This is a genomic window from Pseudolysinimonas yzui, from assembly GCF_014653215.1.
Taxonomy (GTDB): Bacteria; Actinomycetota; Actinomycetes; order Actinomycetales; family Microbacteriaceae; genus Pseudolysinimonas_A; species Pseudolysinimonas_A yzui.
The window spans coordinates 302,832-328,273 of the sequence record NZ_BNAI01000001.1; the positions used below are offsets into that span (position 1 = coordinate 302,832).

Annotated in this window: 30 protein-coding genes and 1 pseudogene; 24 read left to right on the top strand and 7 right to left on the bottom strand. The window is 69.9% G+C overall.

Annotated elements, in window-relative coordinates:
- Window positions 1-5 precede the first annotated feature (5 nt).
- Complete coding sequence (gene smc / locus IE173_RS01570; protein ID WP_191281626.1) at window positions 6-3,515, top strand: chromosome segregation protein SMC; 3,510 nt, start codon at window positions 6-8, stop codon at window positions 3,513-3,515.
- A 55-nt stretch (window positions 3,516-3,570) separates the two neighbouring features.
- The gene (locus IE173_RS01575; protein ID WP_191281627.1) at window positions 3,571-5,229 is read left to right on the top strand and encodes a hypothetical protein; all 1,659 of its coding nucleotides are present in this window, start codon (window positions 3,571-3,573) and stop codon (window positions 5,227-5,229) included.
- On the opposite strand, the gene IE173_RS01580 is transcribed toward IE173_RS01575, so the two are convergent.
- The gene (locus IE173_RS01580; protein ID WP_191281628.1) at window positions 5,216-5,836 is read right to left on the bottom strand and encodes a histidine phosphatase family protein; all 621 of its coding nucleotides are present in this window, start codon (window positions 5,834-5,836) and stop codon (window positions 5,216-5,218) included. The genes IE173_RS01575 and IE173_RS01580 overlap by 14 nt on opposite strands.
- Window positions 5,837-5,850: 14 nt before the next feature.
- Here IE173_RS01580 and ftsY point away from each other — a divergent pair, with 14 nt between their 5' ends.
- The gene (gene ftsY / locus IE173_RS01585; protein ID WP_191281629.1) at window positions 5,851-6,720 is read left to right on the top strand and encodes a signal recognition particle-docking protein FtsY; all 870 of its coding nucleotides are present in this window, start codon (window positions 5,851-5,853) and stop codon (window positions 6,718-6,720) included.
- Window positions 6,721-6,725: 5 nt separating this feature from the next.
- Here the strand turns inward: ftsY and IE173_RS01590 are convergent, their stop codons facing one another.
- The gene (locus IE173_RS01590) at window positions 6,726-7,616 is read right to left on the bottom strand and encodes an extracellular catalytic domain type 1 short-chain-length polyhydroxyalkanoate depolymerase (RefSeq protein WP_191281630.1); all 891 of its coding nucleotides are present in this window, start codon (window positions 7,614-7,616) and stop codon (window positions 6,726-6,728) included.
- A 96-nt stretch (window positions 7,617-7,712) separates the two neighbouring features.
- Between IE173_RS01590 and IE173_RS01595 the strand changes: the two genes are divergently transcribed.
- Complete coding sequence (locus IE173_RS01595) at window positions 7,713-8,030, top strand: hypothetical protein (protein WP_191281631.1); 318 nt, start codon at window positions 7,713-7,715, stop codon at window positions 8,028-8,030.
- A gap of 3 nt (window positions 8,031-8,033) precedes the next feature.
- Here IE173_RS01595 and IE173_RS01600 read toward each other — a convergent pair whose 3' ends face one another.
- On the bottom strand, window positions 8,034-8,549 hold the full coding sequence (locus tag IE173_RS01600) for a gamma carbonic anhydrase family protein (RefSeq protein WP_191281632.1): 516 nt from the start codon (window positions 8,547-8,549) through the stop codon (window positions 8,034-8,036).
- Window positions 8,550-8,633: 84 nt separating this feature from the next.
- Between IE173_RS01600 and IE173_RS01605 the strand changes: the two genes are divergently transcribed.
- The 7 genes from IE173_RS01605 to rimM all read left to right on the top strand — a co-directional run bounded on the left by IE173_RS01605 (window position 8,634) and on the right by rimM (window position 13,859).
- On the top strand, window positions 8,634-8,978 hold the full coding sequence (locus IE173_RS01605) for a hypothetical protein (RefSeq protein ID WP_191281633.1): 345 nt from the start codon (window positions 8,634-8,636) through the stop codon (window positions 8,976-8,978).
- Between the two features lie 27 nt (window positions 8,979-9,005).
- Complete coding sequence (ffh, locus tag IE173_RS01610; RefSeq protein WP_191281634.1) at window positions 9,006-10,571, top strand: signal recognition particle protein; 1,566 nt, start codon at window positions 9,006-9,008, stop codon at window positions 10,569-10,571.
- A gap of 53 nt (window positions 10,572-10,624) precedes the next feature.
- Entirely contained in the window at window positions 10,625-11,428 is an 804-nt protein-coding gene (locus IE173_RS01615; RefSeq protein ID WP_229841810.1) for an LLM class F420-dependent oxidoreductase, read from the top strand.
- A gap of 47 nt (window positions 11,429-11,475) precedes the next feature.
- Complete coding sequence (locus IE173_RS01620) at window positions 11,476-12,375, top strand: DMT family transporter (RefSeq protein ID WP_191281635.1); 900 nt, start codon at window positions 11,476-11,478, stop codon at window positions 12,373-12,375.
- 166 nt (window positions 12,376-12,541) lie between these two features.
- Window positions 12,542-13,036 carry a 30S ribosomal protein S16 gene (gene rpsP, locus IE173_RS01625; protein ID WP_191281636.1) on the top strand — a complete coding sequence of 165 codons (495 nt, stop codon included), beginning with the start codon at window positions 12,542-12,544 and terminating at the stop codon, window positions 13,034-13,036.
- A gap of 2 nt (window positions 13,037-13,038) precedes the next feature.
- The gene (locus IE173_RS01630) at window positions 13,039-13,278 is read left to right on the top strand and encodes an RNA-binding protein (protein ID WP_191281637.1); all 240 of its coding nucleotides are present in this window, start codon (window positions 13,039-13,041) and stop codon (window positions 13,276-13,278) included.
- Entirely contained in the window at window positions 13,275-13,859 is a 585-nt protein-coding gene (rimM, locus tag IE173_RS01635) for a ribosome maturation factor RimM (protein WP_191281638.1), read from the top strand. Before IE173_RS01630 ends, rimM begins: the two co-directional genes overlap by 4 nt.
- Here rimM and IE173_RS01640 read toward each other — a convergent pair.
- Both IE173_RS01640 and IE173_RS15650 read right to left on the bottom strand, forming a co-directional pair.
- A complete protein-coding gene (locus IE173_RS01640; protein WP_191281639.1) occupies window positions 13,856-14,365 on the bottom strand; it encodes an endonuclease domain-containing protein in 510 nt (169 codons plus the stop codon). The genes rimM and IE173_RS01640 overlap by 4 nt on opposite strands.
- 258 nt (window positions 14,366-14,623) lie before the next feature.
- A pseudogene (locus IE173_RS15650) lies at window positions 14,624-14,734 on the bottom strand (type IV toxin-antitoxin system AbiEi family antitoxin domain-containing protein); the annotation flags it as partial.
- A gap of 114 nt (window positions 14,735-14,848) precedes the next feature.
- Between IE173_RS15650 and trmD the strand changes: the two are divergent.
- Together trmD and IE173_RS01650 are read left to right on the top strand one after the other, a co-directional pair.
- On the top strand, window positions 14,849-15,547 hold the full coding sequence (gene trmD / locus IE173_RS01645) for a tRNA (guanosine(37)-N1)-methyltransferase TrmD (RefSeq protein ID WP_191281640.1): 699 nt from the start codon (window positions 14,849-14,851) through the stop codon (window positions 15,545-15,547).
- Entirely contained in the window at window positions 15,540-15,968 is a 429-nt protein-coding gene (locus IE173_RS01650; RefSeq protein ID WP_191281641.1) for a hypothetical protein, read from the top strand. Before trmD ends, IE173_RS01650 begins: the two co-directional genes overlap by 8 nt.
- Here the strand turns inward: IE173_RS01650 and map are convergent.
- Window positions 15,965-16,735, bottom strand: a complete 771-nt coding sequence (gene map / locus IE173_RS01655) for a type I methionyl aminopeptidase (protein ID WP_191281642.1) — start codon at window positions 16,733-16,735, stop codon at window positions 15,965-15,967. The two genes, IE173_RS01650 and map, sit on opposite strands and share 4 nt — an antisense overlap.
- 212 nt (window positions 16,736-16,947) lie before the next feature.
- On the opposite strand from map, the gene rplS reads away from it, so the two are divergent.
- From rplS to IE173_RS01680, 5 genes are all read left to right on the top strand, one after another.
- Entirely contained in the window at window positions 16,948-17,295 is a 348-nt protein-coding gene (gene rplS, locus IE173_RS01660; protein WP_191281643.1) for a 50S ribosomal protein L19, read from the top strand.
- Window positions 17,296-17,394: 99 nt separating this feature from the next.
- On the top strand, window positions 17,395-18,252 hold the full coding sequence (gene lepB / locus IE173_RS01665) for a signal peptidase I (protein WP_191281644.1): 858 nt from the start codon (window positions 17,395-17,397) through the stop codon (window positions 18,250-18,252).
- Window positions 18,249-18,920: a ribonuclease HII gene (locus IE173_RS01670; protein ID WP_191281645.1), complete on the top strand. Its 672-nt coding sequence runs from the start codon at window positions 18,249-18,251 to the stop codon at window positions 18,918-18,920. Before lepB ends, IE173_RS01670 begins: the two co-directional genes overlap by 4 nt.
- Before the next feature lie 23 nt (window positions 18,921-18,943).
- The gene (locus IE173_RS01675; RefSeq protein WP_191281646.1) at window positions 18,944-19,267 is read left to right on the top strand and encodes a DUF2469 family protein; all 324 of its coding nucleotides are present in this window, start codon (window positions 18,944-18,946) and stop codon (window positions 19,265-19,267) included.
- 8 nt (window positions 19,268-19,275) lie between these two features.
- Complete coding sequence (locus IE173_RS01680) at window positions 19,276-19,620, top strand: low molecular weight protein tyrosine phosphatase family protein (protein ID WP_191281647.1); 345 nt, start codon at window positions 19,276-19,278, stop codon at window positions 19,618-19,620.
- A 47-nt stretch (window positions 19,621-19,667) separates the two neighbouring features.
- Here the strand turns inward: IE173_RS01680 and IE173_RS01685 are convergent, their stop codons facing one another.
- Entirely contained in the window at window positions 19,668-20,522 is an 855-nt protein-coding gene (locus IE173_RS01685; RefSeq protein ID WP_191281648.1) for a trypsin-like serine protease, read from the bottom strand.
- Window positions 20,523-20,724: 202 nt separating this feature from the next.
- On the opposite strand from IE173_RS01685, the gene IE173_RS01690 reads away from it, so the two are divergent.
- The 6 genes from IE173_RS01690 to IE173_RS01715 all read left to right on the top strand — a co-directional run bounded on the left by IE173_RS01690 (window position 20,725) and on the right by IE173_RS01715 (window position 25,407).
- Window positions 20,725-21,087: a YraN family protein gene (locus IE173_RS01690; protein ID WP_191281649.1), complete on the top strand. Its 363-nt coding sequence runs from the start codon at window positions 20,725-20,727 to the stop codon at window positions 21,085-21,087.
- Window positions 21,087-22,637 carry a YifB family Mg chelatase-like AAA ATPase gene (locus IE173_RS01695; RefSeq protein ID WP_191281650.1) on the top strand — a complete coding sequence of 517 codons (1,551 nt, stop codon included), beginning with the start codon at window positions 21,087-21,089 and terminating at the stop codon, window positions 22,635-22,637. Before IE173_RS01690 ends, IE173_RS01695 begins: the two co-directional genes overlap by 1 nt.
- Window positions 22,634-23,800 carry a DNA-processing protein DprA gene (dprA, locus tag IE173_RS01700; RefSeq protein ID WP_191281651.1) on the top strand — a complete coding sequence of 389 codons (1,167 nt, stop codon included), beginning with the start codon at window positions 22,634-22,636 and terminating at the stop codon, window positions 23,798-23,800. Before IE173_RS01695 ends, dprA begins: the two co-directional genes overlap by 4 nt.
- Before the next feature lie 47 nt (window positions 23,801-23,847).
- Entirely contained in the window at window positions 23,848-24,081 is a 234-nt protein-coding gene (locus tag IE173_RS01705) for a type II toxin-antitoxin system ParD family antitoxin (RefSeq protein ID WP_191281652.1), read from the top strand.
- Between the two features lie 3 nt (window positions 24,082-24,084).
- A complete protein-coding gene (locus IE173_RS01710) occupies window positions 24,085-24,384 on the top strand; it encodes a type II toxin-antitoxin system PemK/MazF family toxin (RefSeq protein WP_191281653.1) in 300 nt (99 codons plus the stop codon).
- A gap of 69 nt (window positions 24,385-24,453) precedes the next feature.
- Window positions 24,454-25,407, top strand: coding sequence for a phosphodiesterase (locus IE173_RS01715; RefSeq protein ID WP_191281654.1), 954 nt, complete (start codon window positions 24,454-24,456; stop codon window positions 25,405-25,407).
- Window positions 25,408-25,442: the final 35 nt, after the last annotated feature.

Sequence of the window (25,442 nt, forward strand, 5' to 3'; positions counted from 1 at the left end):
TCCACTTGTACTTGAAGAGCCTGACCCTCAAAGGGTTCAAGTCCTTCGCGACTCCCACGACGTTCGCGTTCGAGCCCGGGGTGACGTGCGTCGTCGGGCCGAACGGCTCGGGCAAGTCGAACGTCGTCGACGCCCTCGCCTGGGTGATGGGCGAGCAGGGGGCGAAGACCCTCCGCGGCGGCAAGATGGAAGACGTCATCTTCGCCGGCACCGCATCCCGCGGCCCGCTCGGCCGCGCCGAGGTGCAGTTGACGATCGACAACTCCGACGGCGCGCTGCCGATCGAGTACTCCGAGGTCACGATCTCGCGCACCCTGTTCCGCAACGGCGGCAGCGAGTACGCCATCAACGGCGAGCAGTGCCGCCTCCTCGACGTGCAGGAGCTGCTCTCCGACTCCGGCCTCGGGCGCGAGATGCACGTCATCGTCGGGCAGGGGCAGCTCGACGCCGTGCTGCATGCCACCCCGGAAGACCGCCGCGGCTTCATCGAGGAGGCGGCCGGCATCCTCAAGCACCGCCGCCGCAAAGAGAAGACCCTGCGCAAGCTCGAGGCGATGCAGGCGAACCTCACGCGGCTCTCCGACCTCGCCGGCGAGATCCGCCGCCAGCTGAAGCCGCTCGGGCAGCAGGCCGAGATCGCCCGCGAGGCGGCGCTCATCCAGGCGACCGTGCGGGATGCCCGCGCCCGCCTGCTCGCCGACGAGGTCGTGTCGCTGCGGGCCGCCGTCGACGACCTCTCCCGCGGGGAGTCGGAGCGCAAGACCGAGAAGCTGGTGCTTCAGGAGCAACTCGACCAGGCCCGGCTGCGGCAGGGTCGTCTCGAGCAGGCGATGGTCGGGGATGCCGTCGACGAGGCCCGTCGCGTCGCGTTCGGTCTCGAGCAGGTTCAGGACCGCATGCGTTCGCTCTACACGCTCGCCAACCAGCGGCTGTCGCTGCTCGGCCAGCAGGCGGAGCTGCCCGGGATGTCGTCCACCATCAGCCAGCGCATGGTCGACGATGCCCGCGAGGAGATCACCCGCCTCGCCGCCGGGGTGGCTTCCGCCGAGGAGGCGCTCGGTCGCGCCAGCGCCGTCACCGCGACCGCGCGGGGAAGCCTCGACTCGCTCGACGAGGAGATCAGCGCGCAGAGCGCCCTGGTGTCGGCTCATGACCTCGAACAGGGTCGCCTCGCCGGTGTCGTCGCCGCGGCGGAGTCCCGCCTGGCCGCGACCCGGGCCGAACTCGACCGCCAGAAAGCGGCGCTCGCGCAGGCGGAGGCCCGCCGCGATGCCGCCCGCGACGAACTGCTCGGGCTCGAAGGCGACGCCGAGGCGGTGCGCGAGGACGACTCGCTCGCGGCCGCGGTGACCGCCGCCGAGACGGCCGTCGAGACGCTGCGCGGTGAGGTCGAGACCCTGCGCGAAGAGCTGCACGCCTCCGAGCGCGAACGCGACGCCCTCGCCGCCCGCACCGGGGCGCTGTCGCTCGCCCTCGACCAGAAAGACGGCTCCGGCGCGATCGTCGGGGCGAAGGGCATCCGCGGGCTCGTCGCGGAGCACATCCAGGTGCGCGCCGGCTACGAAGCTGCGATCGCCGCAGCTCTCGGCTCGCTGTCCGACGCCGTGCTCGCCGACTCCCGGGATGCCGCGCTCGCCGCGCTCGACGACGTGCGGGCCGCGGCCGCGGGCCGCGTCGAGATCGTGATCGCCGACTCCGCCGCCCCCGCCCTCCCGACGGGACTGCCCGCCGGGGTCGAGTCGGCCGCTGCCCTGGTGACCGGACCCGACGGCATCCGCGGACTGCTGGCATCCGTCGTCGTCGTCGACGACCTCGCCGCCGCGCGGAAGACCTGGCCCGCCATCGCCAAGCTGGGCGGCCTCACGATGATCACCCGCGACGGCGACGTCATGACCGAGCACGTACTGCGCGGCGGCTCCGGCGGGGGACGTTCGACGATCGAACTCGCCGCCGAGCGGGATGCCGCGCAGGTGCGGCTCACCGAGGTGACGACCGCGATCGAGCGGCAGCGGTTCGCGCTCACCCAGAAGCGCGAGGCCCTCGACCTGGCGCAGATCGACGCGGCCCAGGCATCCGCCGCCCTCAAGGAGTTCGACACCCGCCTCGCCGAACGCAGCGAGGCCCTCGGCCGCTCGCGCGTTGCGCTCGAGGCCGCGCAGGCGGAGGGCGAACGTCTCGCCGAGTCGCTGCGCACCCTCGGCGCGGAGGTCGAAGAGGCCGAGGCCGTGCTCGACGCCGCCCGCGCCGAACGCGACGCCCACGCCGCGAACCCGCGCCCGATGCTCGACGTCTCCGCCCGCGACGGGCTGCTCGCCGAGCTCGAGACCGCCCGCGCGGCGGAGGTGCAGGCCCGCGTCGAGCTCGAGACCGCCCGAGAGCGGGTGCGGGCTCAGGGGGCGCAGGCCGACTCGCTGCAGGCGCAACTCGAAGCCGAACGCGCGGCGGCGGAAGAGGCGGCCCGCATCGCCGTGCAGCGGCAGCACCAGGTGGAGGCGGCCCAGCGGGTCATCGCCGCGCTGCCCGCCGCCCTGGATGTCGCCGACCGGTCGGTGTCGCAGGCCCGCGTCGCGCTCGCCGCGGCCGAGGCCGCCCGCAGCCAGCAGAACGAGGAACTCGCCGAGCTGCGCCGCGCCGAGAGCACGCTGCGCGAACGTCTCGCGGCCCTCAACGAGAACGTGCACGGCCTCGAGATGCAGGCCTACGAGAAGAAGCTGCACCTCTCGACGCTGCTCGAACGCGCCGCCGAAGAGCTCGCCCTCGACGAAGACGTGCTCGTCGCCGAGTACGGCCCCGACGTGCCCGTCATCGAGACCACCGAAGTCGACGGCGCGGAGGTCGAGACCTCGAAGCCGTTCATTCGCGCCGAGCAGGAAGCGCGCCTCGCCACCGCCGACCGGAAGCTCGGGCAACTCGGCCGGGTCAACCCGCTCGCGCTCGAGGAGTTCGAGGCGCTCGAGCAGCGCCACCGGTTCCTCACCGAGCAGCTCGCCGACCTCAGCGCCACCCGCAAGGATCTGCTGACGATCATCGACGAGATCGACGAGAAGATGCAGGACATCTTCTCCGCCGCCTTCGAAGACACCAAGGCGGCGTTCAACCAGGTGTTCCCGGTGCTGTTCCCGGGGGGAAGCGGCAGCATCCACCTCACCGCGCCCGACGACCTGCTCACCACCGGCATCGAGGTCACGGTGCGACCCGCCGGCAAGAAGATCGAGCGGCTGTCGCTGCTGTCGGGTGGGGAGCGCTCGCTCGCCGCTGTCGCGCTGCTGATCGCGATCTTCAAGGCACGGCCGAGCCCGTTCTACATCATGGACGAGGTCGAGGCGGCGCTCGACGACGCCAACCTGGGCCGGCTGCTCACCGTGATGGAAGACCTGCGGGCGCACTCGCAGCTCATCGTGATCACCCACCAGAAGCGCACGATGGAGATCGCCGACGCCCTCTACGGCGTCTCGATGAGACAAGACGGGGTCAGCGCAGTCGTCGGTCAGCGTGTGGGGGATCGCGTCACCTGAATCCGGTGGTCGAGTAGCGTCGCAGACGCGTGTCGAGACCCGCTATCTTGGCGCCATGAAGCGCTGGGTCGTCGCGGTGGTGCTCGCCGCGTTGTCGGTGATCGGGATGCCTGCTGTCGCGGCGCACGCGGACCAATCCGACTGCGCCGAGGGCTTCTATGGCACGACCCCGCAGAACGGGTACGAGTTCTTCGAGGTCGACAACCGGTTCGTGCCACCTCCGATGCGGTCGCAGCCGTGGGACTGCGCGGTGCGCGTCGCGAGCCGGGAATTCGACGAGACACTCGCAGCCGACGGCGGCTACGTCACGTCGATCCAGTACTTCCTGTTGTACGTCGACATGAGCTACGAAGAATTGATCGAGTACTACCGGGCGTGGGAGCGCAGCGGGTTCGCGGACGGCACTCAGATCAACGTCATCTCGGCCGACGGCGGCGGCACGGAAAGCGTCGCGTTGGGCGCCGAGGATCTGGCGACCCGGGATCCGCGGCCGAGCTACGTTCATGCGCGTTTCAGCAACGGACAGTCGGTGCCGGCCCCGTCCACTCCGGGCTCGAACATCTACGAGTTGACCTGGACCGATGGGGTGGTCGCCCAGAGCGCCTCCGGCATCGAGGATCGGCCGCAGCTCTTCGCGAGCGTCCTGCTCACCGAACCGGTCTCCGGGGGAACGGGGCTCGCCGACCCGAGCAGGATGAGCGACCTGCGCACCATTCAGGAGGCCGCGCCGACGGGGACTCAGTGGGCGATCATCGGCACCGGGTCGCTCATGCTCATGCTCGTCGTCGGGTGGCCGTCGACGCTGCTCAACTCGGTCGTCGGCTCGCGCTACCAGGCGATGGTGCGCTGGGTGACCTCCCGCTTTCAGCGCAAGAAGGCGGATGCCGCCGACCCACCCGGTGATCCCACGATCAAACGCTCCGGCCTGCCCGGCTGGTTGATGTGGCCCGGCTTCGCGCTCGCCGCGATCCTCGGTGCGTTCGTCGACCCCGACTTCGGGCTCAATCTCATGTCGCTGCGCCTGGTGGTGACGCTCTTCCTGTCGTTCCTGCTGTTCAACCTGACGGCATGGGCGATCGTGCGGCGGGTCGCGGTGCGCCTTCAACCCGAATCCGACCCCTACCTCCGGTTCCGCTGGGGTTCGCTCATCCTGGTCTTCGCCGCCGTGCTCGTCGCCCGGCTGCTCGGCCTCGACCCCGGGGTCATCTTCGGACTCGTGGCCGGCGTCGCCTACGCGACGACACTCCAGGCCGCGAAGAGCGCGATCGTCACCATCGTCGGGTCGGCCTTCGGGCTCGCCCTCGCCCTCGTGGCGTGGGTCGGATACTCGCTGCTCGCACCCGCGCAGATCGACAACTTCGCCTACGTGTTCCTCGTCGAGTTCCTCGCCGGGGTCACCGTGAAGGGGGTGTCGACGCTGCCGCTGTCACTGCTGCCGCTCGGCACCCTCGACGGCGCGAAGCTGTTCGGCTGGAAGAAGGCAGTGTGGGGCGCGTCGTACGTCGTCGGTCTCGCGGCCTTCATGGTCGTGCTCGCGACGATCCCGAAGGCGTGGGGCGAGATTCCCGACTTCCTGCGGTGGATCTGGATCTTCGGCGCCTACGCGGTGGTCGCGATCGTCATCTGGGCGGTCAACGCGCGGATGCTCAAGAAGAAGCCGCTGCCCCCCGAGCAGCAGCAGGGCGACCAGCCCGACGCCATCACGATCGACTGACGGGCGCTTCGCCTTCGCGTGACGGCTGCCGGGCGGCGTGCTCGATCGGGATCTCCTCCAGCGGGATGCCGTTGACCGTCGCGACCTGCCAGGCTCCGTCTTCGAACCTCAGCATCGAGATCGAGCCGTTGTCGATGCCGGGTACCGGCCGCCCGGCGAGCCGCGCCAGGGTGTACCGGATGATCGTGCCGTGGCAGACGACGAGTACGGCGCCGTCGCGGATGTCGGCGACGATCGCCGCCAGCGCCGCCTCCCCGCGCCGGGCGACCGACTCGAGGCTCTCCGCCCCCGGGTACTCCCGCGCGGGCCAGCGTTCGATCGCGGCCGCAGCCGACGTGCCCTCGAGCGGACCGTAGTCGCGCTCGATCAGTTCGGGATACGCGCGCCCGAGGGGAATGTCGAGCCCGTCGGCGATGATCTGCGCCGTCTCCCGCGCGCGCTGCAGGGGCGAGCTGACCACGACATCCCAGGGCCGGGAGCGCAGCGTCATGAATGCGTCGTGCGCCTGCTCGCGGCCGGTGTCGTTGAGGGGGATGTCGCTCGAGCCCTGCAGCAGACCCTCGCGATTCCAGTCGGTCTGGCCGTGCCGGATGAACGCGATGAGCATGCGACCATGGTGGCATGGCGGCGACGTGGTCTCTGGGCTCTGCCCTGCGGGGGATGTTCTCGCGCGCGACGATCGACGACGAGACCTGGAGCGACCTGGAAGACGCCCTCATCTCGGCGGACTTCGGCCCCGACCTGACCGACGCGATCGTCGATGAGTTGCGCGGCAAGGTCGCGAAGTACCGCACGACCGACCCCGCCGACCTGCAGCGGATGCTGCGCGAGACGATCGAGGAACGGCTCTCGCGCCTCGACTCGACCCTCACCCTGTCGAACCGGCCCGCCGTCGTGCTCGTCGTCGGCGTGAACGGCGTCGGCAAGACGACGACGATCGGCAAGTTCGCGAAGTTCCTCACCAACTACGGCCGCAGCGTCGTCGTCGGAGCGGCCGACACCTTCCGTGCGGCGGCCGTCGAACAGCTCGCCACCTGGGCCGAACGCGGGGGAGCCTCGATCGTCAGGCCGCAGCAACCCGGGCAGGACCCGGCATCCGTCGCCTTCCAGACCGTCGAGAAGGCCAGGCGCGACGGCATCGAGATCGTGCTCATCGACACCGCGGGCCGACTGCAGACCAAGAGCGGCCTGATGGATGAACTCTCCAAGGTGCGTCGCGTCGTCGAGAAACTCGAGCCGATCGCCGAGGTGCTGCTCGTGCTCGACGCCACGACCGGGCAGAACGGCCTCGCCCAAGCGGAGGCGTTCATCGAACACGCCGGAGTGACGGGGCTCGTGCTCACCAAACTCGATGGCTCGGCGAAAGGCGGGTTTGTGCTCGCCGTGCAGGAGAAGACCGGCATTCCGATCAAACTCGTCGGGCAGGGCGAGGGGATCGGCGACCTGACCGGGTTCACGCCCCACGTGTTCGCGCAACAACTCGTCGGCTGACGGCCTCAGGCCGCGTCGAAGAACTCCCAGATCATCGTCGTCGCGTCGAACGCGTCACTGGGCTGATCGGCGGCACCCTCGCGGGCGACCGATCCCGGCCACTGGTGCCCGGCATCCGCGACCGTCACGAGCACGACGTGGCGACCGTCGGCGCAGTCGCTGGCGCTCGTCGTGACGGGTGGCTCCTCGGTGATCACGGGGTCAGCGCAGGCGCCTGCCGCCCGCCAGAGGGCGTTGACATCGGCGATCGGCATCCCGTCGACGTCGCCCACACCGTCGCCCGGTTCGCCGTCCATGCGCACCTGCGAGTCGTCGAGGCCGTGGATGTGCAGCACCGAGGTCGGGGCGGGGGAATCGCAGGCGGTCACGATCGTGCCGGCGACGGGGGCGATCGCGGCGAACAGGCCGCTTTCGCAGGCGAGGCGGTAGGTCATCATCGCGCCGTTGGACATGCCGGTCGCGAAGGTGCGGGCGCTCGTGATGCCGAACTCGCCCTGCAGTTCGGCGACGAGGGCGGCGACGAACGCGACATCGTCGACGCCGTCCTTCTCAGCGCCGCCGCAGCAGTCGCCCGCGTTCCAGGTGCGGCTCACCCCGTCGGGGTAGACGACGACGAACCCGGCGGCGTCGGCCCGGTCGTTCCAGCCGTAGGCGCGCTCCGCCTGCCGCGCCGAACCCAGGCCGCCGTGCAGCATCACGACGAGGGCCGGGTCGTCGGCGAACTCGTCGGGGATGTGCACCCGGTACGCGCGCTCGACGCCGTCGACGACGATCACCCGGCTCTCGGTGCGGGCGGATGCCGCCTCGGGCTCGTCGTCGCGAAGGCCGCAGCCGGTGAGCAGGGCGGCGATCGCCGTAACGGTAAGCAGGGCGACGAGGATGCGGCGGCGACTCATGCGGCAAGTCTTCCGTTTCACGGCGACCGGCCGCGTCGTCTCGGCGACGCACAATCGGTACTCCCGTCGGAGTACCGGAACCCCTAGGGTGGCGCCATGAGTGACACCGACGTCTACGTGAGCCCGACCCGCGTTCCCGCCACCATCGCGCTGCTGCTCGGCGTGATCGGAACCGCCGGGATGGCCTGGAGTTTCGTCAACGGCATCTCCGCTGCGCTCGACTCGAGCGGCTCGGGGGCGGGTGCCTACGTCGCGGTGTTCCTCGTCGCGGCGGCACTCGTGGTCGCCGGTCTCGTGATCAGCATCGTCTGCCTTGCCCGCGGCCTCGCGCGCGGGATCGCGACCCTCGCGCTGCTCGTCGCGATCGTCCCGGTCGTCGCGATCATCGTCATCCGCATCGCCGCGACCGCCTGAGGGCTATTCGGCGGCTTTGTAGAGCTTCGAGCGCGGTACGTACCGGGCGGAGTTGCCGAGCAACCCGGCGACCTCCTCGTCGGTGAGCTCGCGTCGCACCTTGCCCGGAACCCCGGCGACGAGCGACCGCGGCGGCACGACCGTGCCTTCGAGCACGAGAGCGCCGGCGGCGATCAGCGAGTTGGCGCCGATGACGGCGCCGTTGAGCACCGTCGCGTTCATCCCGATCAGGCAGCCGTCTTCGACGACGCACCCGTGCACGACCGCCCCGTGCCCGATGCTCACGTCGGCACCGATGATCGTCGGGTTGCCCGCTTCGGTGTGGATGACGGCGTTGTCCTGCAGGTTGCTGCGTTCGCCCAACACGATCTCGTCGATGTCGCCGCGCAGCACCGCCCCGAACCACACGTTGGCGTCGGCGGCGATGCGCACCTTCCCGATGACGGAGGCATTCGGCGCGACCCACGCTTCGGGATCGATGTCGGGGGTGTGGCCGTCGAACGGGATGATGAGCGCCATGTGTCCAGGCTAGAACCTCGGCGCGGTCGCCTCGCTGAACTCGGAGGCTCGTGCGTCCTGACAGAATTCCGCAAAGGAGACCTCATGACCCGAATGTCCGACGACGAGATCCGGCGCTCCGCGGAGGCGGCACTCGCCGAGTCGCGTCGAGGGTCGCGCGTGTTCACGCTGTTCGTCGTGGCCGCAGCCTTCGTGCTCAACGGCTTCGCGATGCTCACCGTGCTTCGCGAGCGGTTGGAGTGGGTGGGCTGGATCTCGCTCCCGCTCGGGCTGGTCGGCGTCGTGGCGGTGCTCATCTGGGCGATCCTTCGACGAAGCTCCTCCTCGCCGCGGGAACGAGGAGTCGCGTGGAGCATCATCGGGTTCTCGACCCTCTTGCTCATCCTCACACCGCTCTGGTACTGGTTCATGGTCATCCCGCGCCTGTGAGCACCCCCGCATAAGCTGTCTCGCGATATGGCCACCTTCTCTTCACTCTCGGATCGCCTCACCGCGACCTTCAAGAACCTCCGCACCAAGGGCAAGCTCACGCCCGCGGATGTCGACGGCACGGTGCGCGAGATCCGGCGTGCCCTGCTCGACGCAGACGTCGCGCTGGAGGTCGTGAAGGACTTCACCGGCAAGGTGCGCGAACGGGCGCTGAGCGACGAGGTGAACAAGGCGCTCAACCCGGCCCAGCAGGTCGTGCAGATCGTCAACGAAGAGCTGGTCGGCATCCTCGGCGGTCAGCAGCGACGGCTGGAGTTCGCGAAGAAGCCGCCCACCGTCATCATGCTCGCCGGACTTCAGGGTGCGGGTAAGACCACTCTCGCGGGGAAGCTCGCGAAGTGGCTCAAGAAGGAGGGGCACACGCCGCTTCTCGTCGCGAGCGACCTCCAGCGTCCGAACGCCGTCACCCAGCTGCAGGTCGTCGGCGAGCAGGCCGGGGTCCCGGTGTTCGCGCCGGAGCCGGGCAACGGGGTCGGCAACCCGGTGAAGGTCGCGAAGGACGGCGTCAAGGAGGCGGAGCGCAAGCAGTACGACACCGTCATCGTCGACACCGCCGGCCGCCTCGGCATCGACGCCGAGCTGATGAAGCAGGCCTCCGACATCCGCAAGGCCGTCGACCCCGACGAGGTGCTGTTCGTCATCGACGCGATGATCGGCCAAGACGCCGTCACGACGGCCCGCGCGTTCCAGGAGGGCGTCGACTTCACCGGCGTCGTGCTCACCAAACTCGACGGCGACGCCCGCGGTGGTGCCGCCCTCTCGGTCGCGTCGATCACCGGACGCCCCATCATGTTCGCCTCCACCGGCGAGGGGCTGGATGACTTCGAGCCCTTCCACCCCGACCGCATGGCGTCGCGCATCCTCGACCTCGGCGACATCCTCACCCTCATCGAGCAGGCGCAGGAGGCGTTCGACGAGGAGGAGGCGAAGAAGGTCGCCGAGAAGTTCGCGACCGACACCTTCACCCTCGACGACTTCCTCAAGCAGATGCAGCAGCTGCGCAACATGGGGTCGCTCAAGGGCATGCTCGGGATGCTGCCGGGCGCCCGCGGGATGCGCGAAGCCCTCGACAACTTCGACGAGCGCGAGATCGTGCGCACGGAGGCGATCATCCAGTCGATGACCCTCGCGGAACGCACCACCCCGAAGCTGCTCAACGGATCGCGGCGGCTGCGTATCGCCAAGGGGTCGGGCACGACGGTCACCGACGTGAACCAGCTCGTACTGCGCTTCGAGCAGGCCGCGAAGATGATGAAGACCGTCGCCAAGGGCGGAACGCCGCAGGTGCCCGGGATGGGTCCGATTCCGGGGGCCGGCTTCGGCGGCGGCCGCCCGGGAAAGGGCAAGCAGCAGCAGAAGAAGGGCTCGCGCAGCGGCAACCCCGCGAAGCGTGCCGCCGAGGATGCCGCCCGCGCCCAGGGCGTCAAGCCGGCGGCCGGCGGCACGGGGTTCGGTCTCGGCGGTGGGGGAGCGGCGAAGGCCCCCCCGACGCCCGAAGAGCTCGCCGCTCTGCAGAAGATGTTGGGGCGCTGACCCGCCCCGCATAAGTGACAGAAAGTTCCGTCCGCCCCCTCTAGGTTGGCGGGATGACCGCACCAGGGATGCGTCGATCCATCAGGGTGGGCGTGCAGGTCTCCAACCAGCACGCCCCGTACTCGCTCATCAGAGACACCGTTCGCGAGCTCGAAGACCTCGGCGTCGACATCGTCTTCAACTGGGACCACTTCTTCCCGTTGAGCGGCGATCCCGACGGAACGCACTTCGAGGCGTGGACGATGCTCGGAGCAATCGCCGAACAGACCTCGCGGGTCGAGTTCGGGCCGCTCGTGAACTGCAACCTCTACCGCAACCCCGACCTCCAGGCCGACATGGCCCGCACGCTCGACCACATCAGCGGGGGGCGGTTCATCTTCGGCACCGGCTCCGGCTGGTTCGAGCGCGACTTCGTCGAGTACGGCTACGACTTCGGCACCGTGGGGTCGCGGCTCGACGCGCTCGCCGTCGACCTGCCGCGCATCCGCGACCGCTGGACGAAACTCAACCCGGCCCCGACTCGCGACATCCCGATCCTGATCGGCGGAGGCGGCGAGCAGAAGACGCTGAAGATCGTCGCCCAGCTTGCCGACATCTGGCACTCCTTCGCCGACCCCGACACCTTCGTGCGGAAGCTCGGGGTGCTGCGGCACTGGTGCGAGGAGGTCGGCCGCGACATGTCGCAGATCGAGTTGTCGACAGGAACCTCGATCCGCGGGATGGGGTCGAGCGAGCAGGCGGTGCTCGACGTGTATCGCGAGCTGGGGGTCAGTCTCTTCGAGGTCGCGATCAACGCGGGCGACGATCTCACGCGCGTGAAGCGGCTGCTCGCCTGGCGGGATTCCGTCGCGAGCTGACCGTTGCGACCCTGTGCGGTGTCGGCGGGCGCCCGTAGCGTGAGCGGATGACGTCCTCCCGCTGGCTGCTGCTCGGTGCCGTCGCTTTCACCTTCCTCGCCTGGGCCAGCGCGTTCGTCGTCATCCGCGGCGTCGGCCCGTATCTCGACGGCGGTCCGCTCGCCCTCGGCCGCCTCGCCGTCGGCGTGGTCGCGCTCGGCATCGCCGTGCTGATCGCCCGCCGCTGGGTGTGGCCGACGCGACGCGAGTGGCTGCAGCTCGCGATCTACGGGGTCGCCTGGTTCGGGGCGTACAACGTCGCGCTCAATACGGCGGAGCAGACCCTGGATGCCGGCACCGCCGCGATGATCGTCGGTATCGGGCCGATCCTCATCGCCCTCGGCGCGGGGATCTTCCTCGGCGAGGGCATCCCGAAATGGCTTGCGATCGGCGCGGCCGTCGCGTTCGCGGGCGTCGTGCTGATCGGAGTCGGAACGATGCTGGCGCAAGGCGGCGCGCATCCCGTCGACCTTCTCGGAGCGGTGCTCGCACTCGTCGCGGCGATCACCTACGCCGTCGGGGCCGTCACCCAGAAGCCGGTCGTGCGACGCATCCCGGCGATCCAGGCGACCTTCCTCGGCTGCGCCATCGGTCTCGTGGTGTGCCTGCCGTTCACCGGCGTCCTCGTGGAGCAGCTCGCGGTGGCACCGGCCTCCGCCTGGTGGGGCACGCTCTACCTCGGCATCGTGCCGACCGCCCTCGCCTTCACGACCTGGGCGTACGCGCTCGGCCGCATGCCCGCGGGGCAGCTCGGGATCGCCAGCTACCTCTCGCCCCCGCTCGCGACCGTCATGGGGTTCCTCGCCTTCGGTGAGATCCCGCATCCGCTCGCCCTCGCCGGCGGCGTCATCTGCCTGCTCGGCGTCGCCGTCTCCCGGCGCCGCCCGCGGGTGCCCGTGCCCGCCTGAGGTGAATGGTCGCCGGGCGGATCAGAATCTGCCAGAATGGTCGTTTGGGTCCCGGCGTCCGACCCTCTATCCGATGCCGATGACCTCCACTTGAACTTTCCTGCCGAGTGTGCCCCACGCACACGGGAGCAGTTCGCCCGTCACACGCACACACTCTGGAGAACTCTTGGCTGTCAAGATCCGCCTCAAGCGGCTCGGCAAAATCCGCGCCCCCTACTACCGCATCGTCGTCGCCGACTCGCGCACCAAGCGCGACGGCCGCGTGATCGAAGAGATCGGCAAGTACCACCCCACCGAGGAGCCCTCGTTCATCGAGATCGACTCGGCCCGTGCCCAGTACTGGCTCAGCGTCGGCGCGCAGCCGACCGAGCAGGTCACCGCGCTGCTGAAGCTCTCGGGCGACTGGGGCACCTTCAAGGGCGAGAAGGGTGCCAAGAGCACCATCCGCGTCAAGGAGCCCAAGCCGGTCTTCTCGATCGACGACAAGAAGAAGCCCGTTCTGAAGCCGAAGGCCGAGAAGGCCCCGAAGGTGGAGGCTCCCGTCGAGGAGGCCCCGGCCGCCGAGGCCCCGGCCGAGGTCGTCGAGGACGTCGTTGAGGCGCCCGAGGCCGCTGTCGAAGAGGCGCCCGCCGAGGCTCCGGCCGAGGGCGACGACAAGTAATCATGCTGGCTTCCGCCCTCGAGCACCTCGTCAAGGGGATCGTCGACAACCCGGATGATGTCCGGGTCGAGTCCTCGACCTCCTCGCGCGGCGAGCTGCTCGAGGTGCGGGTGCACCCCGACGATCTCGGTCGCGTCATCGGCCGGTCGGGGCGCACCGCCAAGGCTCTTCGTACGCTCGTGACGGCTCTCGCCGACGGGCAGCGCGTGCGCGTCGACGTCGTCGACACCGACGAGGCGTGAACGCCGAAAAGGCTCCGCCCCCGGGTACGACCCAGCTGCGTGTCGGGCGCCTCACCAAGGCCCACGGGCTCAAGGGCGCCCTCAAGCTGGAACTCTTCACCGACGAGCCGGAGCGGCGCTTCGTACCGGGCGCGACGTTCACGTTGCAGGTGCCCACGTCATCCCCGTGGCACGGCAAGACGATCGAGCTGACCGAGCTGCGCTGGTACAACAGCCACGCCGTCGGCTTCTTCGCCGGCATCGACACCCGCGAGGCGGCCGAGACGCTCGTGCGCGCGATCCTCTGGGTCGACCACGACGTCACCGAGCTGCCCGCCGAATCCGACGCCTGGTACGACCACCAGCTCGTCGGGCTGCGGGCCCTGCGTGACGGGGTCGACGTGGGACGCGTCATCCGCGTCGACCACCTGCCCGCCCAGGACCTGCTCGCGATCGACACCGGCAGCGGCGAGGTGCTCGTGCCGTTCGTGGCGGCGATCGTGCCGACGGTCGACATCGCCGCCGGCACCGTCACCCTCACCCCGCCGCCCGGCCTCTTCGAAGACCTCCCCGACGACGACACCCCGGCCGCCGGCTCCTAACTCTCGGGAATCCGCCACTTCGTCGACGACAGATCGATGAGGCACCCAGATTCCGAGAGTTGAGTCCGGTGGATCGCGCGCCACCGGTGCTCGCGTCGACGGATCACATCGAGGGCAGCGCTCACCACGTCGTCGAGGTTGGACATGACCTGCCGGTAGCTCGCGCGGATCACGACATAGCCGCGCCGCACGAGTTCCCGATCCCGCTCACGATCTCGCTCGAAAGCCGCGCGGTCACCGTGCCAGTCGTAACCGTCGGCCTCGATCACCAACCGATCGCCGATCAAGAAATCGACCCTCCCCACTCCCGGTATGACGACCTGGCTCCGAGCGCGCACACGGTGACGCCGCAGCGCCAACCGGATGAGAGTTTCGATGCCGGACTCGGCTTGGGGGTCGTGGACAGCGAGAACTCGGCGCCCTCGCGGCGTGACGCCGAGCACCGCCTGCAGCCGGACGGGCGCGAGAATCCCGCGGTTCGCGAGCGAATCGACCGCGACGACCAAGGCTCGGAAGTCGACGCAGGCGATCGCGGTTGCGAGCGCCTCCTCGACCGAGTCGACCCCGGGACCGACTCGATTCGGTGTCCAATGGATGCGCACCCCCGGCTGATGGAGAACGCTGACGCCGTCGGCTACGCGGACGTGCAGCCCCGCGCTGTCGAGTGTCCATGCGCCCTGGCTCTTGAGGGCAGCGAGGCAAGTGAGCCGCCCGCCGGCTTGAGCTGCGATGACGACCTCCGGTGCCGCGGAGGGTAGGCAGTACCAGCCGCGGCGAACCCGCCTGAGTGCTCCTGTCGCGAGTGCGCGACGTACGTCGGCCCGTCCCATCCCGTGGGCGCGAAGGAGCCGGGTCGAGAACAGTCCGGTCTGCATCCCTCGACTTTGGGACCCAGCTCTCGGGCCAAAGGCGGTACATCGACGAGACGTGGATAAGCGGCCGCGATTCCGAGAGTTAGGGACTCCCGCACCCCGGCTAGCCTGAGACCCGTGCGCATCGACGTCGTGACGATCTTCCCCGAGTTCTTCTCGGTGCTCGACGTCTCACTCCTCGGGCGGGCGCGCAGCGGGGGAGTGCTCGACATCCGGGTGCACGACCTCCGGGATTTCACGCACGACCGCCACCGCACCGTCGACGACACCCCGGCAGGCGGCGGCGCGGGCATGGTGATGAAGCCCGAGCCGTGGGGCGAAGCATTGGATGCCATCCTCACCCTCGAGAGCACGGTCGTCTTCCCGACGCCCGCCGGTGCGCTGTTCACGCAAGGAACCGCCCGCGACCTCAGCGAGCGGCAGCACCTGGTGTTCTGCTGCGGCCGGTACGAGGGCATCGACCAGCGCGTCATCGAGCACACCCGAACCCGGGCGGAGGTGCTCGAGCTGAGCCTCGGCGACTACGTGCTCAACGGCGGCGAGGTCGCGGCGATGGCGATGATCGAAGCCGCGGGCCGGCTCGTGCCGGGGGTCGTCGGCAACCCGGAGAGTCTCGTCGAGGAGAGCCACGAAGACGGCCTGCTCGAGTACCCGAGTTACACGAAGCCCGCCGTCTGGCGCGGACTCGAAACCCCACCCGTGCTGCTCAGCGGCAACCACGCCGCGATCGCCGCCTGGCGCCGTGAGCAGCAACTCGAGCGCACGCGCCGGGTGCGTCCCGAGTTGCTGCCGCACGAGGAGACCGGCGATGCGTGACCGCGGGTGGGTGTGGGCGCAGTTCGCGGTGGCCGCCGGCCTGCTGGCACTGAGTCTCGTCGGCATCCTCGGGGTCGCGGTGTTCGATGCCGCCGAGCTGGCTTTCTCGTTCGCCGGCGCGATTCACGCGTTCGCGGTGTTTCCCGGGCTGGTGCTCTCGCTCGTCGTCAACGCTCTGATCATGCGGGCCCATCGTGAGCTCGGGCTTTCGCTCACCGAGAAGTGGCTGCTCGTCGCCGAGTTCGCGCTCATCGCCTGGTTGCTGGTGCTGCACTTCTGGTCGCACTCCGGGGATGCCCTGGGCCTGGCGATCCTGACCTGGCCGGTGGTCATCATCCTGGCGATCGTGATCGCCATCATCGCCGTCGTTCGCAACTCGGCGCGGCCGGCCGGGACGCCCCCGCCGATCCCTCCGGCCTAGGAGGAGCGCGCGGTCAGCACGAGCGGACCCGCTTCGGTGATCGCCACCGTGTGCTCGAAATGCGCGCCGCGGGAGCCGTCCTTGCTGCGGAGGGTCCAGCCGTCGGCGTCGGTGTAGATCTTGTCGGTGCCGAGCATGAACCACGGCTCGATCGCGAACACCAGCCCCGGTCGCAGGGCGAGTCCGCGTCCCGCCCGCCCGTCGTTGGGGATGTGCGGGTCGCCGTGCATGATGCGGCCGACCCCGTGCCCGCCGAAGTCGAGGTTAACCTTCAGCCGCGCCGCGTGGGCGACGTCGCCGATCGCGGCCGAGATGTCGCCGATCTTGTTGCCGACCTTCGCCGCGGCGATGCCGGCGGCGAGGGCCTTCTCGGTCGTCGCGATCAGCTTCAGATCGGCGTCGCGGGCGGTGCCGACGACGATCGACAGCGCCGAGTCGGCGACCCAGCTGTCGACGTTCGCCGCGAAGTCGAGCGACAGAAGGTCGCCATCCTGCAGCACGTAGTCGCGGGGGAGCCCGTGCAGCACGGCGTCGTTGACCGACGCGCAGATCACTTTGCCGAACGGGGAACCGCCGAACGACGGGTGGTAGTCGATGTAGCAGCTCTCCGCACCCTCGGCACGGATCATCTCGTGGGCGAGGGCGTCGAGGTCGAGCAGGTTCACCCCGACCGCCGCGGCGTCGCGCGTCGCCTCGAGCACGCGGGCGACGAAGGAGCCGGCGGCCTTCATCTGTTCGATCTCGGCCGGGGTGCGCAGTTCGATCACCGCAGAAGCCTAGCTGGATGCCGAGCGCCCTTCAGGTGGCTGGAACCGTCCCGCTATGGCAAGATGGTCGTTTGTGCCCGGCACGGTTCTGCCTCAGAGGAACCACCGAGTGCCTGCCGCCGCGTAATACCGCGATCGGCCGGGGCACGACCTCGATTCCACACCACTAACACCGCGCCCGATCTGATGGCGGTCGCAGAGAGCGATACCTCATGCACATCCTCGACGACGTCGACGCCGCTTCTCTTCGGTCGGACATCCCCGACTTCCGCCCCGGTGACACCGTCAAGGTGCACGTGAACATCATCGAAGGCACGCGCTCGCGTATTCAGGTGTTCCAGGGCGTCGTGATCGCCCGCCAGAACGAGGGCGTGCGCGAGACCTTCACGGTGCGCAAGGTCTCGTTCCAGGTCGGCGTCGAGCGCATGTTCCCGGTGCACTCCCCGGTCATCGATCACATCGAGATCGTGACCCGCGGTGACGTGCGTCGCGCGAAGCTTTACTACCTGCGCAACCTGCGCGGCAAGAAGGCGAAGATCAAGGAGCGCCGCGACGCGTAGTCGCATTCGCGCGACTCGCGCGTGAAGCGCTGAGCGTCGCGCGCGTCGCACGGCGGTCGGCGCCAAGCGTCATATGCTGTCACGGAACCCAGGGGTGACATGACAGAGCAGGATGCGCCGCTGGCGCGCGAGGGCACCGCGCCCGTCGAGTTCGACTCGGCATCAGAAACCGACTCCGCGCCCGGAGAGACCGCCGAGAAGCGGGCCCGACCCAAGCGCAGGAAGCTCACGGGGTGGCGGGCGTTCCTGCGCGATGTGGCCCTGATCCTGATCGCCGCGGTCGTCATCTCGTTCCTGATCAAGACCTTCCTGATCCGGTCGTTCTACATCCCGTCGCAGTCGATGGAAGACACCCTTCACATCAACGACCGCATCATCGTCAACGAGTTGGTGCCGAATCTCGTGCCGGTCGAGCGTGGCGACATCGTGGTGTTCCGCGACCCGGGCGGCTGGCTCGACCCGGTGCCGGAGGTCGAACAGAACCCGGTCGTCGGGTTCTTCGACTGGCTGCTGTCGATCATCGGGCTCACCGCTCCCGATTCGAACGATCACCTCATCAAGCGGGTCATCGGCCTGCCAGGTGATGTCGTGGCCTGCTGCAACGAGTTCGGGCAGATGACGGTGAACGGCGTTCCGCTCGACGAAGTCGGGGCGTACGTGACGCTGCCCGACGGCGTCACCAAGGTCTCACGCGACGACTTCGAGGTGACGGTTCCCGAGAACTCGCTCTGGGTGATGGGCGACAACCGCTACAACTCCGCCGACTCGCGCTACAACCAGGACGGCCCGACCGACGGCTTCGTGCCGTTCGATCACGTCGTCGGCCGCGCCATCCTCATCTCCTGGCCGATCGACCGCTGGACCTGGCTCGACAACTACCCGATCGTCTTCTCAGGCGTCGACGAGGGCAACGGCACCCAGCCGACCCCCGAATCGACGCCCAGCCCCAGCGGATGACCTCGACCGTTCCCACACTCCGACACGAGCGGATCCTGCTGCGGGAGGGTGCGCGGCTGGTGATCGGCATGGATGAGGTGGGTCGCGGTGCGATCGCCGGTCCGGTCGCGGTGGGGCTCAGCATCGTGGATGTCGACACCCGCACCGCGCCCGAGGGGCTCAAGGATTCGAAGCTGCTGGCGGAAGCCAAGCGCGAGGAGCTGCAGCCGAAGGTCGCCCGCTGGGCCCGGCACGCCGCCGTCGGGCTGGCGTCGAACGAACGCATCGAGCAGATCGGCATCATCGCGGCGCTCGGGCTGGCCGCCCGTCGAGCGATCGATGCGATCCGCGAGGAGGGCGTCGACCTGACCGGCGCGGTCGTGCTGCTCGACGGCTCGCACGACTGGCTCACCCCGGCGATCGGCGGGGCGATCCCGGTGACGATGAAGGTGAAAGCCGACCGCACCTGCGCAGCCGTCGCGGCGGCATCCGTTCTGGCGAAGGTGCACCGCGACCGGCTGATGATCGCCAATGACGCCGTGCACCCCGGCTACGTGTGGACGTCGAACAAGGGCTACGCGAGCGCCGAACACTACGCCGGCATCGAACGCGTCGGCGCGAGTCCCCTCCACAGGTGGAGCTGGCTCAAGCAGCCCGGGCTGTTCGACCTCGACGCCGTCGGGGCGTAGCCGCGCGACGTAGACTCGTCGGAATGGATGAAGACGAGTTCGAAGACTACGACCGCGAGGTCGAGCTGGCGCTCTACAAGGAGTACCGCGACATCGTCGGCCAGTTCCGCTACGTCGTTGAGACCGAGCGGCGGTTCTACCTCGCCAACGAGGTCACGCTCGAGCGCAAAGACACCGAGCACGACTTCTACTTCGAGCTCACGATGAACGACGTCTGGGTGTGGGATGTCTACCGCTCCGACCGCTTCGTGAAGAGCGTGCGGGTGCTCACCTTCAAGGACGTCAACGTCGAAGAGCGTGCCGACAAGGATCTCGAGCTCCCGAAGGAACTCGCGCTCGACGAGTAACGCGCGCGGTGAACATCCTCTTCGTCTGCGCGCGCAACCGCCTGCGCAGCACCACCGCTGAACGGGTATTCGCCGATCGCCCCGGTGTGGAGACCGACTCCGCCGGGCTGGCGCCGGATGCCGACGTGCGGCTCTCGGGGGATCAGCTGCAGTGGGCCGACCTCGTGGTGGTGATGGAGAAGGCGCAGCTCAGCAAGCTCCGGCGCGGATACCCGAAGGCGCTCGGCGGCACCCGCATCGTTTCTCTCGACATCCCCGACCGTTACGACTACATGCAGCCGGAGCTGATCGACCTGCTCGAGAAACGGATGCGCCCGCACCTGCCTCGGGGCGGGACCCAGGGCACGCGATAGCCCGCCCCCGGCGCTGAGCACCGGGGACGGGCCGCCCCCCGCTTCGGCTAGACGCCGAAGGTCGCGAGCCAGTCGGCGACGACGGGGATGTCGAGCCGCTGGTAGCCGCCGAGATAGCGGCAGTTCGAGGTGTAGCCGTAGCTGGTGACGGCCACGATCTGGTCACCGAGATACACCGGGCCACCCGAGTCGCCGAAGCAGGTGCCGCCGGTGCCGTGCACGTCGTTCGGGTTGCCGTTGGTCTGCAGGATCTGCGGCGTCAGCTTCTGGCCCGGCATGTCGACGTAGCGCCGAAGCAGCGGGTAGGTCATCGGCTGCGGCTTCTGCGGTCCGGCGTCGGGCTTGCGCACCTCGGTGCCGTAGCCGACCGCGGTGAACAGCGTCTTCGAGAGGTCGCTCTGCTTGATCGCGTCGAGGGTGCCGACCGGGGCGACCTCGGGGTAGCCGTCGCCGAACGAGGCGACGGGGGCGTCGAGAACGATCACGCCGACGTCGTTCCAGTTGTCCATGTCGGTGAATCCCGAGTACGCGGGGTGGGTGTACGCGGTGCCGGAGATGTAGCCGGCGGCGGCGAGTTCGGCCGACGTGTAGCCGACCGTCGGGTCGGCCGCGACGGGGAAGCCCGACGGCGGCTGCTCGGCGATGACCGACTCGAAGGTGACGAGGGTCGACCCGAGGGTGCCTTCGGTGCAGTGCGCGGCGGTGACGACCACGGTCGGCGACACCAGCGTCGCACTGCAGCGGAAGCGGCCGTCTTCGGCGTAGAACAGGATGAGACCGACATCGGGATGCAGGTCGCCGTCGGGCTCCCCTCCCGTTGTCGCGTTCGCGGGTGCGATGCCGAGCCCGAGGCTGGCGATGGCGACGAGTCCCGCGAGACCCCCGATGAGACGCTTGTTCATGGATTCCCCTTCATGGATGGTCCGGACGGTTCTTGTGGATGTCCGGATCTTGCGTTCTGAGTCTCACCCGGCCCCCCGTTCGGGGGTAGACAGATGAGAGCACTCTCATCTGGTCGTCCACCCCAGGATTCGGAAACCCGGCCCTCCACAGCTGGGGCTGCGGGTCGGCGAGCGATCCCCCGTGGTCGGACATCCTCGCTGCATGGCGGCGAAAGATGAACTCGGCAGACGCGGTGAGCGCATCGCGGAACGGGCACTGACGAGCCGGGGTTACGAGATCCTCGAGCGCAACTGGCGCTGCCCGGAGGGCGAGATCGACCTGGTCGCGCTCGACGGCGACGCACTCGTCTTCATCGAGGTGAAGACTCGCACCTCGACGGCGTTCGGGCATCCGTTCGAGGCGATCACGCCGGGGAAGCTGTCGCGACTGCGGCGCCTCGCGGCGGCCTGGCTCGCGGCACGCGGACCGGTGCGTCGGGCGACCCGGCTGCGCATCGACGCGATCGGGGTGATCGCCCCGCGTGATGCCCCGGCGAGCATCGAGCACCTGGAGGGCATCTTCTGATGAGCTCCAGTCGTACGCGCGTCGCCCGCACCCACGCGATCGCCCTCCTCGGGCTCGACGGCACGGTCGTCGACATCGAGGCCGACATCTCGAACCAGCTCCCGGGCTTCGTGCTCATCGGCCTGCCCGACCTCGCCCTTGGTCAAGCCAGGGAGCGGGTGCGGGCGGCAGCTGCCAACGCCGGATGCCCGATCACTCACCGCAAGCTGACGATCAACCTCTCCCCCGCGGCGCTGCCCAAGCACGGCACGGCGTTCGACTTGGGGATCGCGATGGCGGCCCTCGCGGCCGACGGCGTCGTGCCGAGGGAGAGCGTCGACCGCGTCGTGCACCTCGGCGAGCTCGCCCTCGACGGCCGCCTGCGACCGACCCCCGGCATCCTGCCGTCGGTTCTCGCCGCTGCCCGGGCCGGCTTCCGCACGGTGCTGGTGCCGGCCGGCAATGCGGCGGAGGCGGCCCTCGTCGACGGAATCCAGGTGGTCGGCGTGGCCTCGGTCCGGGATGCCGCGATCTGGCACGGGGCGACGCTCGACCCGTACGAGGTCGACCCGCTGCTGCTGCCGCCCCTCGCCGCCGAGGCCGCTCGGCATGACGGCGACCTCGCCGATGTCGTCGGCAATCGGGATGCCGTTGAGGCTCTGCAGGTCGCCGCGGCGGGCGGGCACCACCTCTTCCTGCTCGGCCCGCCCGGTGCCGGCAAGACGATGCTCGCGAGCCGCCTGCCCGGCATCCTTCCCGATCTGGCGGTCGACGCGGCGCTCGAGGTGTCGTCACTGCGGTCGCTATCGGGGCTGCCGGTGGGGGAGCGGCTCGTCACTCGACCCCCGCTCGAATCCCCGCATCACACCGCGTCGCCCGCCGCGATCGTCGGCGGGGGGAGCGGGGTGCTGCGCCCGGGAGCCGCCGCCCGTGCGGCTCACGGGGTGCTCTTCCTCGACGAAGCACCCGAGTTCTCGCCGCACGCCCTCGACGCGCTGCGTCAGCCCCTCGAATCCGGGGTCATCACGGTGTCTCGGGCCGCGGGCACCGCGCGGTTCCCCGGCCGGTTCCAACTCGTGCTCGCGGCCAACCCGTGCCCTTGCGGCAACGCCGGCTCGCGCGATCAGGAGTGCCTCTGCACCCCGTTCGCGCAGCGGCGATATCTCGGGCGGCTGTCGGGCCCGCTGCTCGACCGGGTCGACATCCGCCTGCGGGTCGAGCGGATCACCGCGGCACAGCTGCGCACGGCCGACGACACCGATCGGGTCGACACCGCGACGGCCCGGGGCCGGGTCGAGCGGGCCCGGGCCGTCGCGCGGGAGCGGCTCGCCGCGACGCCGTGGCGGCTCAACGCCGAGGTTCCGGGCACCTGGTTGCGGTCACCGGCCGGGGTGCCCGCGCGCGGGGCGACGGCGGCCCTCGACCGGGCGCTCGAACGCGGCGGCATCACGATGCGCGGCTACGACCGGGTGCTGCGCATGGCGTGGACCCTCGCCGACCTCGACGATGCGACCCGCCCCGACGGCGGGCACGTCGGCCGGGCTCTGTTGCTGCGGAGGGCCGCCGCGTGACCGCCCGGCTCCCCGCCTCGGAGGTCGCGGCGCTCGTGCGGGCTGTCGTGCCCGAGCGCACCCTCGACAGCGACGAGATCGCCGAGCGGTTCGCGCGGGCGAGGTGGTCGGCGATCGCCGAGCCGGGGGATGCCGACGCCGGTCGCCTCATCGCCGCCGTCGGTGCGGGGCGCGCCCTCGCCTCGCTGGGGGCGACGTCGGGTGACCTCCTGGGCGAACCCTTCGGGGATGCCCTCGACCGCTGGCGTCCCCGCATCCGTCAGGTCGACACCGCGCTGCACCTGCGGCAGGCGGCCCGGTTCGGTGCCCGGCTGGTGGTGCCCGGCGACCCGGAGTGGCCGGTCGGCCTCGACGATCTCGGCGTACACGCCCCGCCTGCGCTCTGGGTGCGCGGCGACGCGGGGATGCTCGCTCGGCTCGAGCGCTCGATCGCGATGGTCGGGGCTCGGGCCGCCACCGGCTATGGCGAGCACGTCACGATCGAGGCGGCGAGCGGCCTGGTCGACCGGGGCTTCGCGATCATCTCGGGTGCCGCGTTCGGGATCGACGGGTCCGCCCACCGTGCGGCGCTCGCGAGTGGCGGGGCGACCGTGGCCTTCCTCGCCGGAGGAGTCGATCGCTTCTACCCGAGCGCGCACGAGACGCTGCTCACCCGCATCGTCGAACATGGCGCCGTGGTCTCGGAGGTGCCGCTCGGCACCGCGCCCACAAAGTGGCGGTTCCTCCAACGCAACAGGTTGATCGCGGCAGCGTCTCGCGCGACCGTCGTCGTCGAGGCCGGCTGGCGCTCGGGGTCGCTCAACACCGCCGGGCACGCCGCGCAACTCGGGCGCCCGCTCGGCGCGGTGCCCGGCCCCGTCACGTCGTCGGCGTCCGCGGGCTGTCACCGCCTCATCCGTGAGTACGACGCCGTGTGCGTGACGACCGCGCAGGAGATGGCCGAACTCGTCGATCCCAGTGGCACCCCGACGCTGTTCACGGGCGACCCGAGCCCGGAGCGCACCCGGGTGCTCGACGCTCTGGCCCGCTCCGGCCGCTTCGTGCCGCAGATCGCCGCGATCTGCGGCATGTCGATCGACGCGGTGCGCGCCGAACTCGGGATGCTCGAACTCGACGGCCTCGCGGTCGCCGGTCCGACGGGGTGGCGACGGGTGTCGTCGTGAGGTGGGCGATGGGAGCAAGAAGCATCCCAACTCGGTACCATCGAGTGGTGAGCAAGCAGATCGCGGTGCGGCTGCCCGACGAGATCGCCTCGTTCGTCGATGCCGAGGTCGCCGCCGGTCGGGCCCCGAGTCGGGCGGCCGTCGTCACTCGAGCCCTCGAGCGGGAACAGCGGCGGCGACTCGCGCTCGCCGATGTCGACATCCTGAAGCGCGGGGGTGGCGGCGACGACTTCGACGAGCTCGCCGTGCATGCAGCACGACTGCCGATCGACCTGGATTGACCCGTGAGACCGATCCATCTCGCGCGACTCGACACGAGCCGGCCTGTGCTGGTGCTCACCCGCGAACTCGTGCGCCCGCACCTCGGCCGCGTGACGGTGGCGCCGATCACCTCGACGGTGCGAGGCCTGTCGACCGAGGTGGCGGTCGGCGTTCGCAACGGCCTGGATCATGACTCGGTCGTCAGTCTCGACAACATCCTGACGATCCCCGTCGCTGACCTGGGGAGGCCACTGGGCTTCCTGCATCCCGATCAGGAGCACGCGCTCAGCAGCGCGATCGTCGCCACCTTCGATCTCGAGTAGCACGGCACCGCCGCCCGACACCACCGTCCGACACCACCGTCCGACACTGGCGGCAAGTAGAGTGCGCGCATGGTGCAACTGGGCCAATTCCCGCCGGCGCGACACGTGATCGCCCACATCTCCGACACCCACCTCCTCGGTGGCGGGCGACGGCTCTACGGCACGGTCGACACCGACCCGCCGCTCGTGCATGCCCTCGAGCTGCTCGGCCGGTCGAACCTGCCGATCGAGGCGCTCGTGTTCACCGGCGACCTCGCCGACCTCGCCGAACCCGACGCGTACGCGCGGCTGAAGTCGATCGTCGAACCGGCGGCCGAGAAGATCGGCGCGCAGATCGTCTGGGTGATGGGCAACCACGACGAGCGCCCGGCCTACTCGAAGGGGCTCTTCGACCACGAGAGCACGGAGCCGCAAGACCGCGTCGAGATGATCGGCGGGCTGCGCATCATCTCGCTCGACTCGACGGTTCCCGGCCATCACCACGGCGACCTGCTCGACACCCAGCTCGAGTGGCTGCGTCAGGTGCTCGCCGAGCCGGCCGCCGACGGAACCCTGCTCGCCCTGCATCACCCGCCGCTGCCGTCCCCGGTCGAGATCATGGCCATCCTCGAACTGCAGGGCATGCACCGGCTGGCCGACGTCATCCGCGGAACCGACGTGTGCGGCATCCTCGCCGGTCATCTGCACCACGCGATGTCGGGGATGTTCGCCGGCATCCCGGTCTCGGTCGCGGCGGCCACCTGCTACACGATCGACCCGAGCGCGCCGGTCGGCAGCCTCCTCGGCGTCGACGGCGCGCAGTCGATCAACCTCGTGCACGTCTACGACGACCAGATCCTGCATTCCGTGGTGCCGGTCAACGAGACGCGGGCCGTGTCGGGATTCCCCGACTCGGTGCTCGAACGCCTCGCCCAACTCACCCACGAGGAGCGCATCGCCGCCTTCTCGAACAAGCGCTCGACGTTCAACCTCGCCGAAGTGGAGTCCAGCGGCGCCCCCGAGGTCGAGCACACGCTGGAGTAGTGCGGCGAGGCGCCCCGCCGACGTCGCGATCCCGC

Bases quoted from the DNA above. Each gene is read 5' to 3' on its own strand.
- IE173_RS01605 (WP_191281633.1), top strand. From the start codon at position 8,634: ATGACCCGAATGTCCGACGACGAGATCCGGCGCTCCGCGGAGGCGGCA.
- rplS (WP_191281643.1), top strand. From the start codon at position 16,948: ATGCACATCCTCGACGACGTCGACGCCGCTTCTCTTCGGTCGGACATC.
- IE173_RS01595 (WP_191281631.1), top strand. From the start codon at position 7,713: ATGAGTGACACCGACGTCTACGTGAGCCCGACCCGCGTTCCCGCCACC.
- IE173_RS01630 (WP_191281637.1), top strand. From the start codon at position 13,039: ATGCTGGCTTCCGCCCTCGAGCACCTCGTCAAGGGGATCGTCGACAAC.
- IE173_RS01580 (WP_191281628.1), bottom strand. From the start codon at position 5,836: ATGCTCATCGCGTTCATCCGGCACGGCCAGACCGACTGGAATCGCGAG.
- ftsY (WP_191281629.1), top strand. From the start codon at position 5,851: ATGGCGGCGACGTGGTCTCTGGGCTCTGCCCTGCGGGGGATGTTCTCG.
- IE173_RS01600 (WP_191281632.1), bottom strand. From the start codon at position 8,549: ATGGCGCTCATCATCCCGTTCGACGGCCACACCCCCGACATCGATCCC.
- IE173_RS01685 (WP_191281648.1), bottom strand. From the start codon at position 20,522: ATGAACAAGCGTCTCATCGGGGGTCTCGCGGGACTCGTCGCCATCGCC.
- IE173_RS01695 (WP_191281650.1), top strand. From the start codon at position 21,087: ATGAGCTCCAGTCGTACGCGCGTCGCCCGCACCCACGCGATCGCCCTC.
- IE173_RS01575 (WP_191281627.1), top strand. From the start codon at position 3,571: ATGAAGCGCTGGGTCGTCGCGGTGGTGCTCGCCGCGTTGTCGGTGATC.
- IE173_RS01615 (WP_229841810.1), top strand. From the start codon at position 10,625: ATGACCGCACCAGGGATGCGTCGATCCATCAGGGTGGGCGTGCAGGTC.
- lepB (WP_191281644.1), top strand. From the start codon at position 17,395: ATGACAGAGCAGGATGCGCCGCTGGCGCGCGAGGGCACCGCGCCCGTC.
- IE173_RS01650 (WP_191281641.1), top strand. From the start codon at position 15,540: ATGCGTGACCGCGGGTGGGTGTGGGCGCAGTTCGCGGTGGCCGCCGGC.
- IE173_RS01715 (WP_191281654.1), top strand. From the start codon at position 24,454: ATGGTGCAACTGGGCCAATTCCCGCCGGCGCGACACGTGATCGCCCAC.
- IE173_RS01675 (WP_191281646.1), top strand. From the start codon at position 18,944: ATGGATGAAGACGAGTTCGAAGACTACGACCGCGAGGTCGAGCTGGCG.
- IE173_RS01620 (WP_191281635.1), top strand. From the start codon at position 11,476: ATGACGTCCTCCCGCTGGCTGCTGCTCGGTGCCGTCGCTTTCACCTTC.
- IE173_RS01690 (WP_191281649.1), top strand. From the start codon at position 20,725: ATGGCGGCGAAAGATGAACTCGGCAGACGCGGTGAGCGCATCGCGGAA.
- IE173_RS01590 (WP_191281630.1), bottom strand. From the start codon at position 7,616: ATGAGTCGCCGCCGCATCCTCGTCGCCCTGCTTACCGTTACGGCGATC.
- IE173_RS01670 (WP_191281645.1), top strand. From the start codon at position 18,249: ATGACCTCGACCGTTCCCACACTCCGACACGAGCGGATCCTGCTGCGG.
- ffh (WP_191281634.1), top strand. From the start codon at position 9,006: ATGGCCACCTTCTCTTCACTCTCGGATCGCCTCACCGCGACCTTCAAG.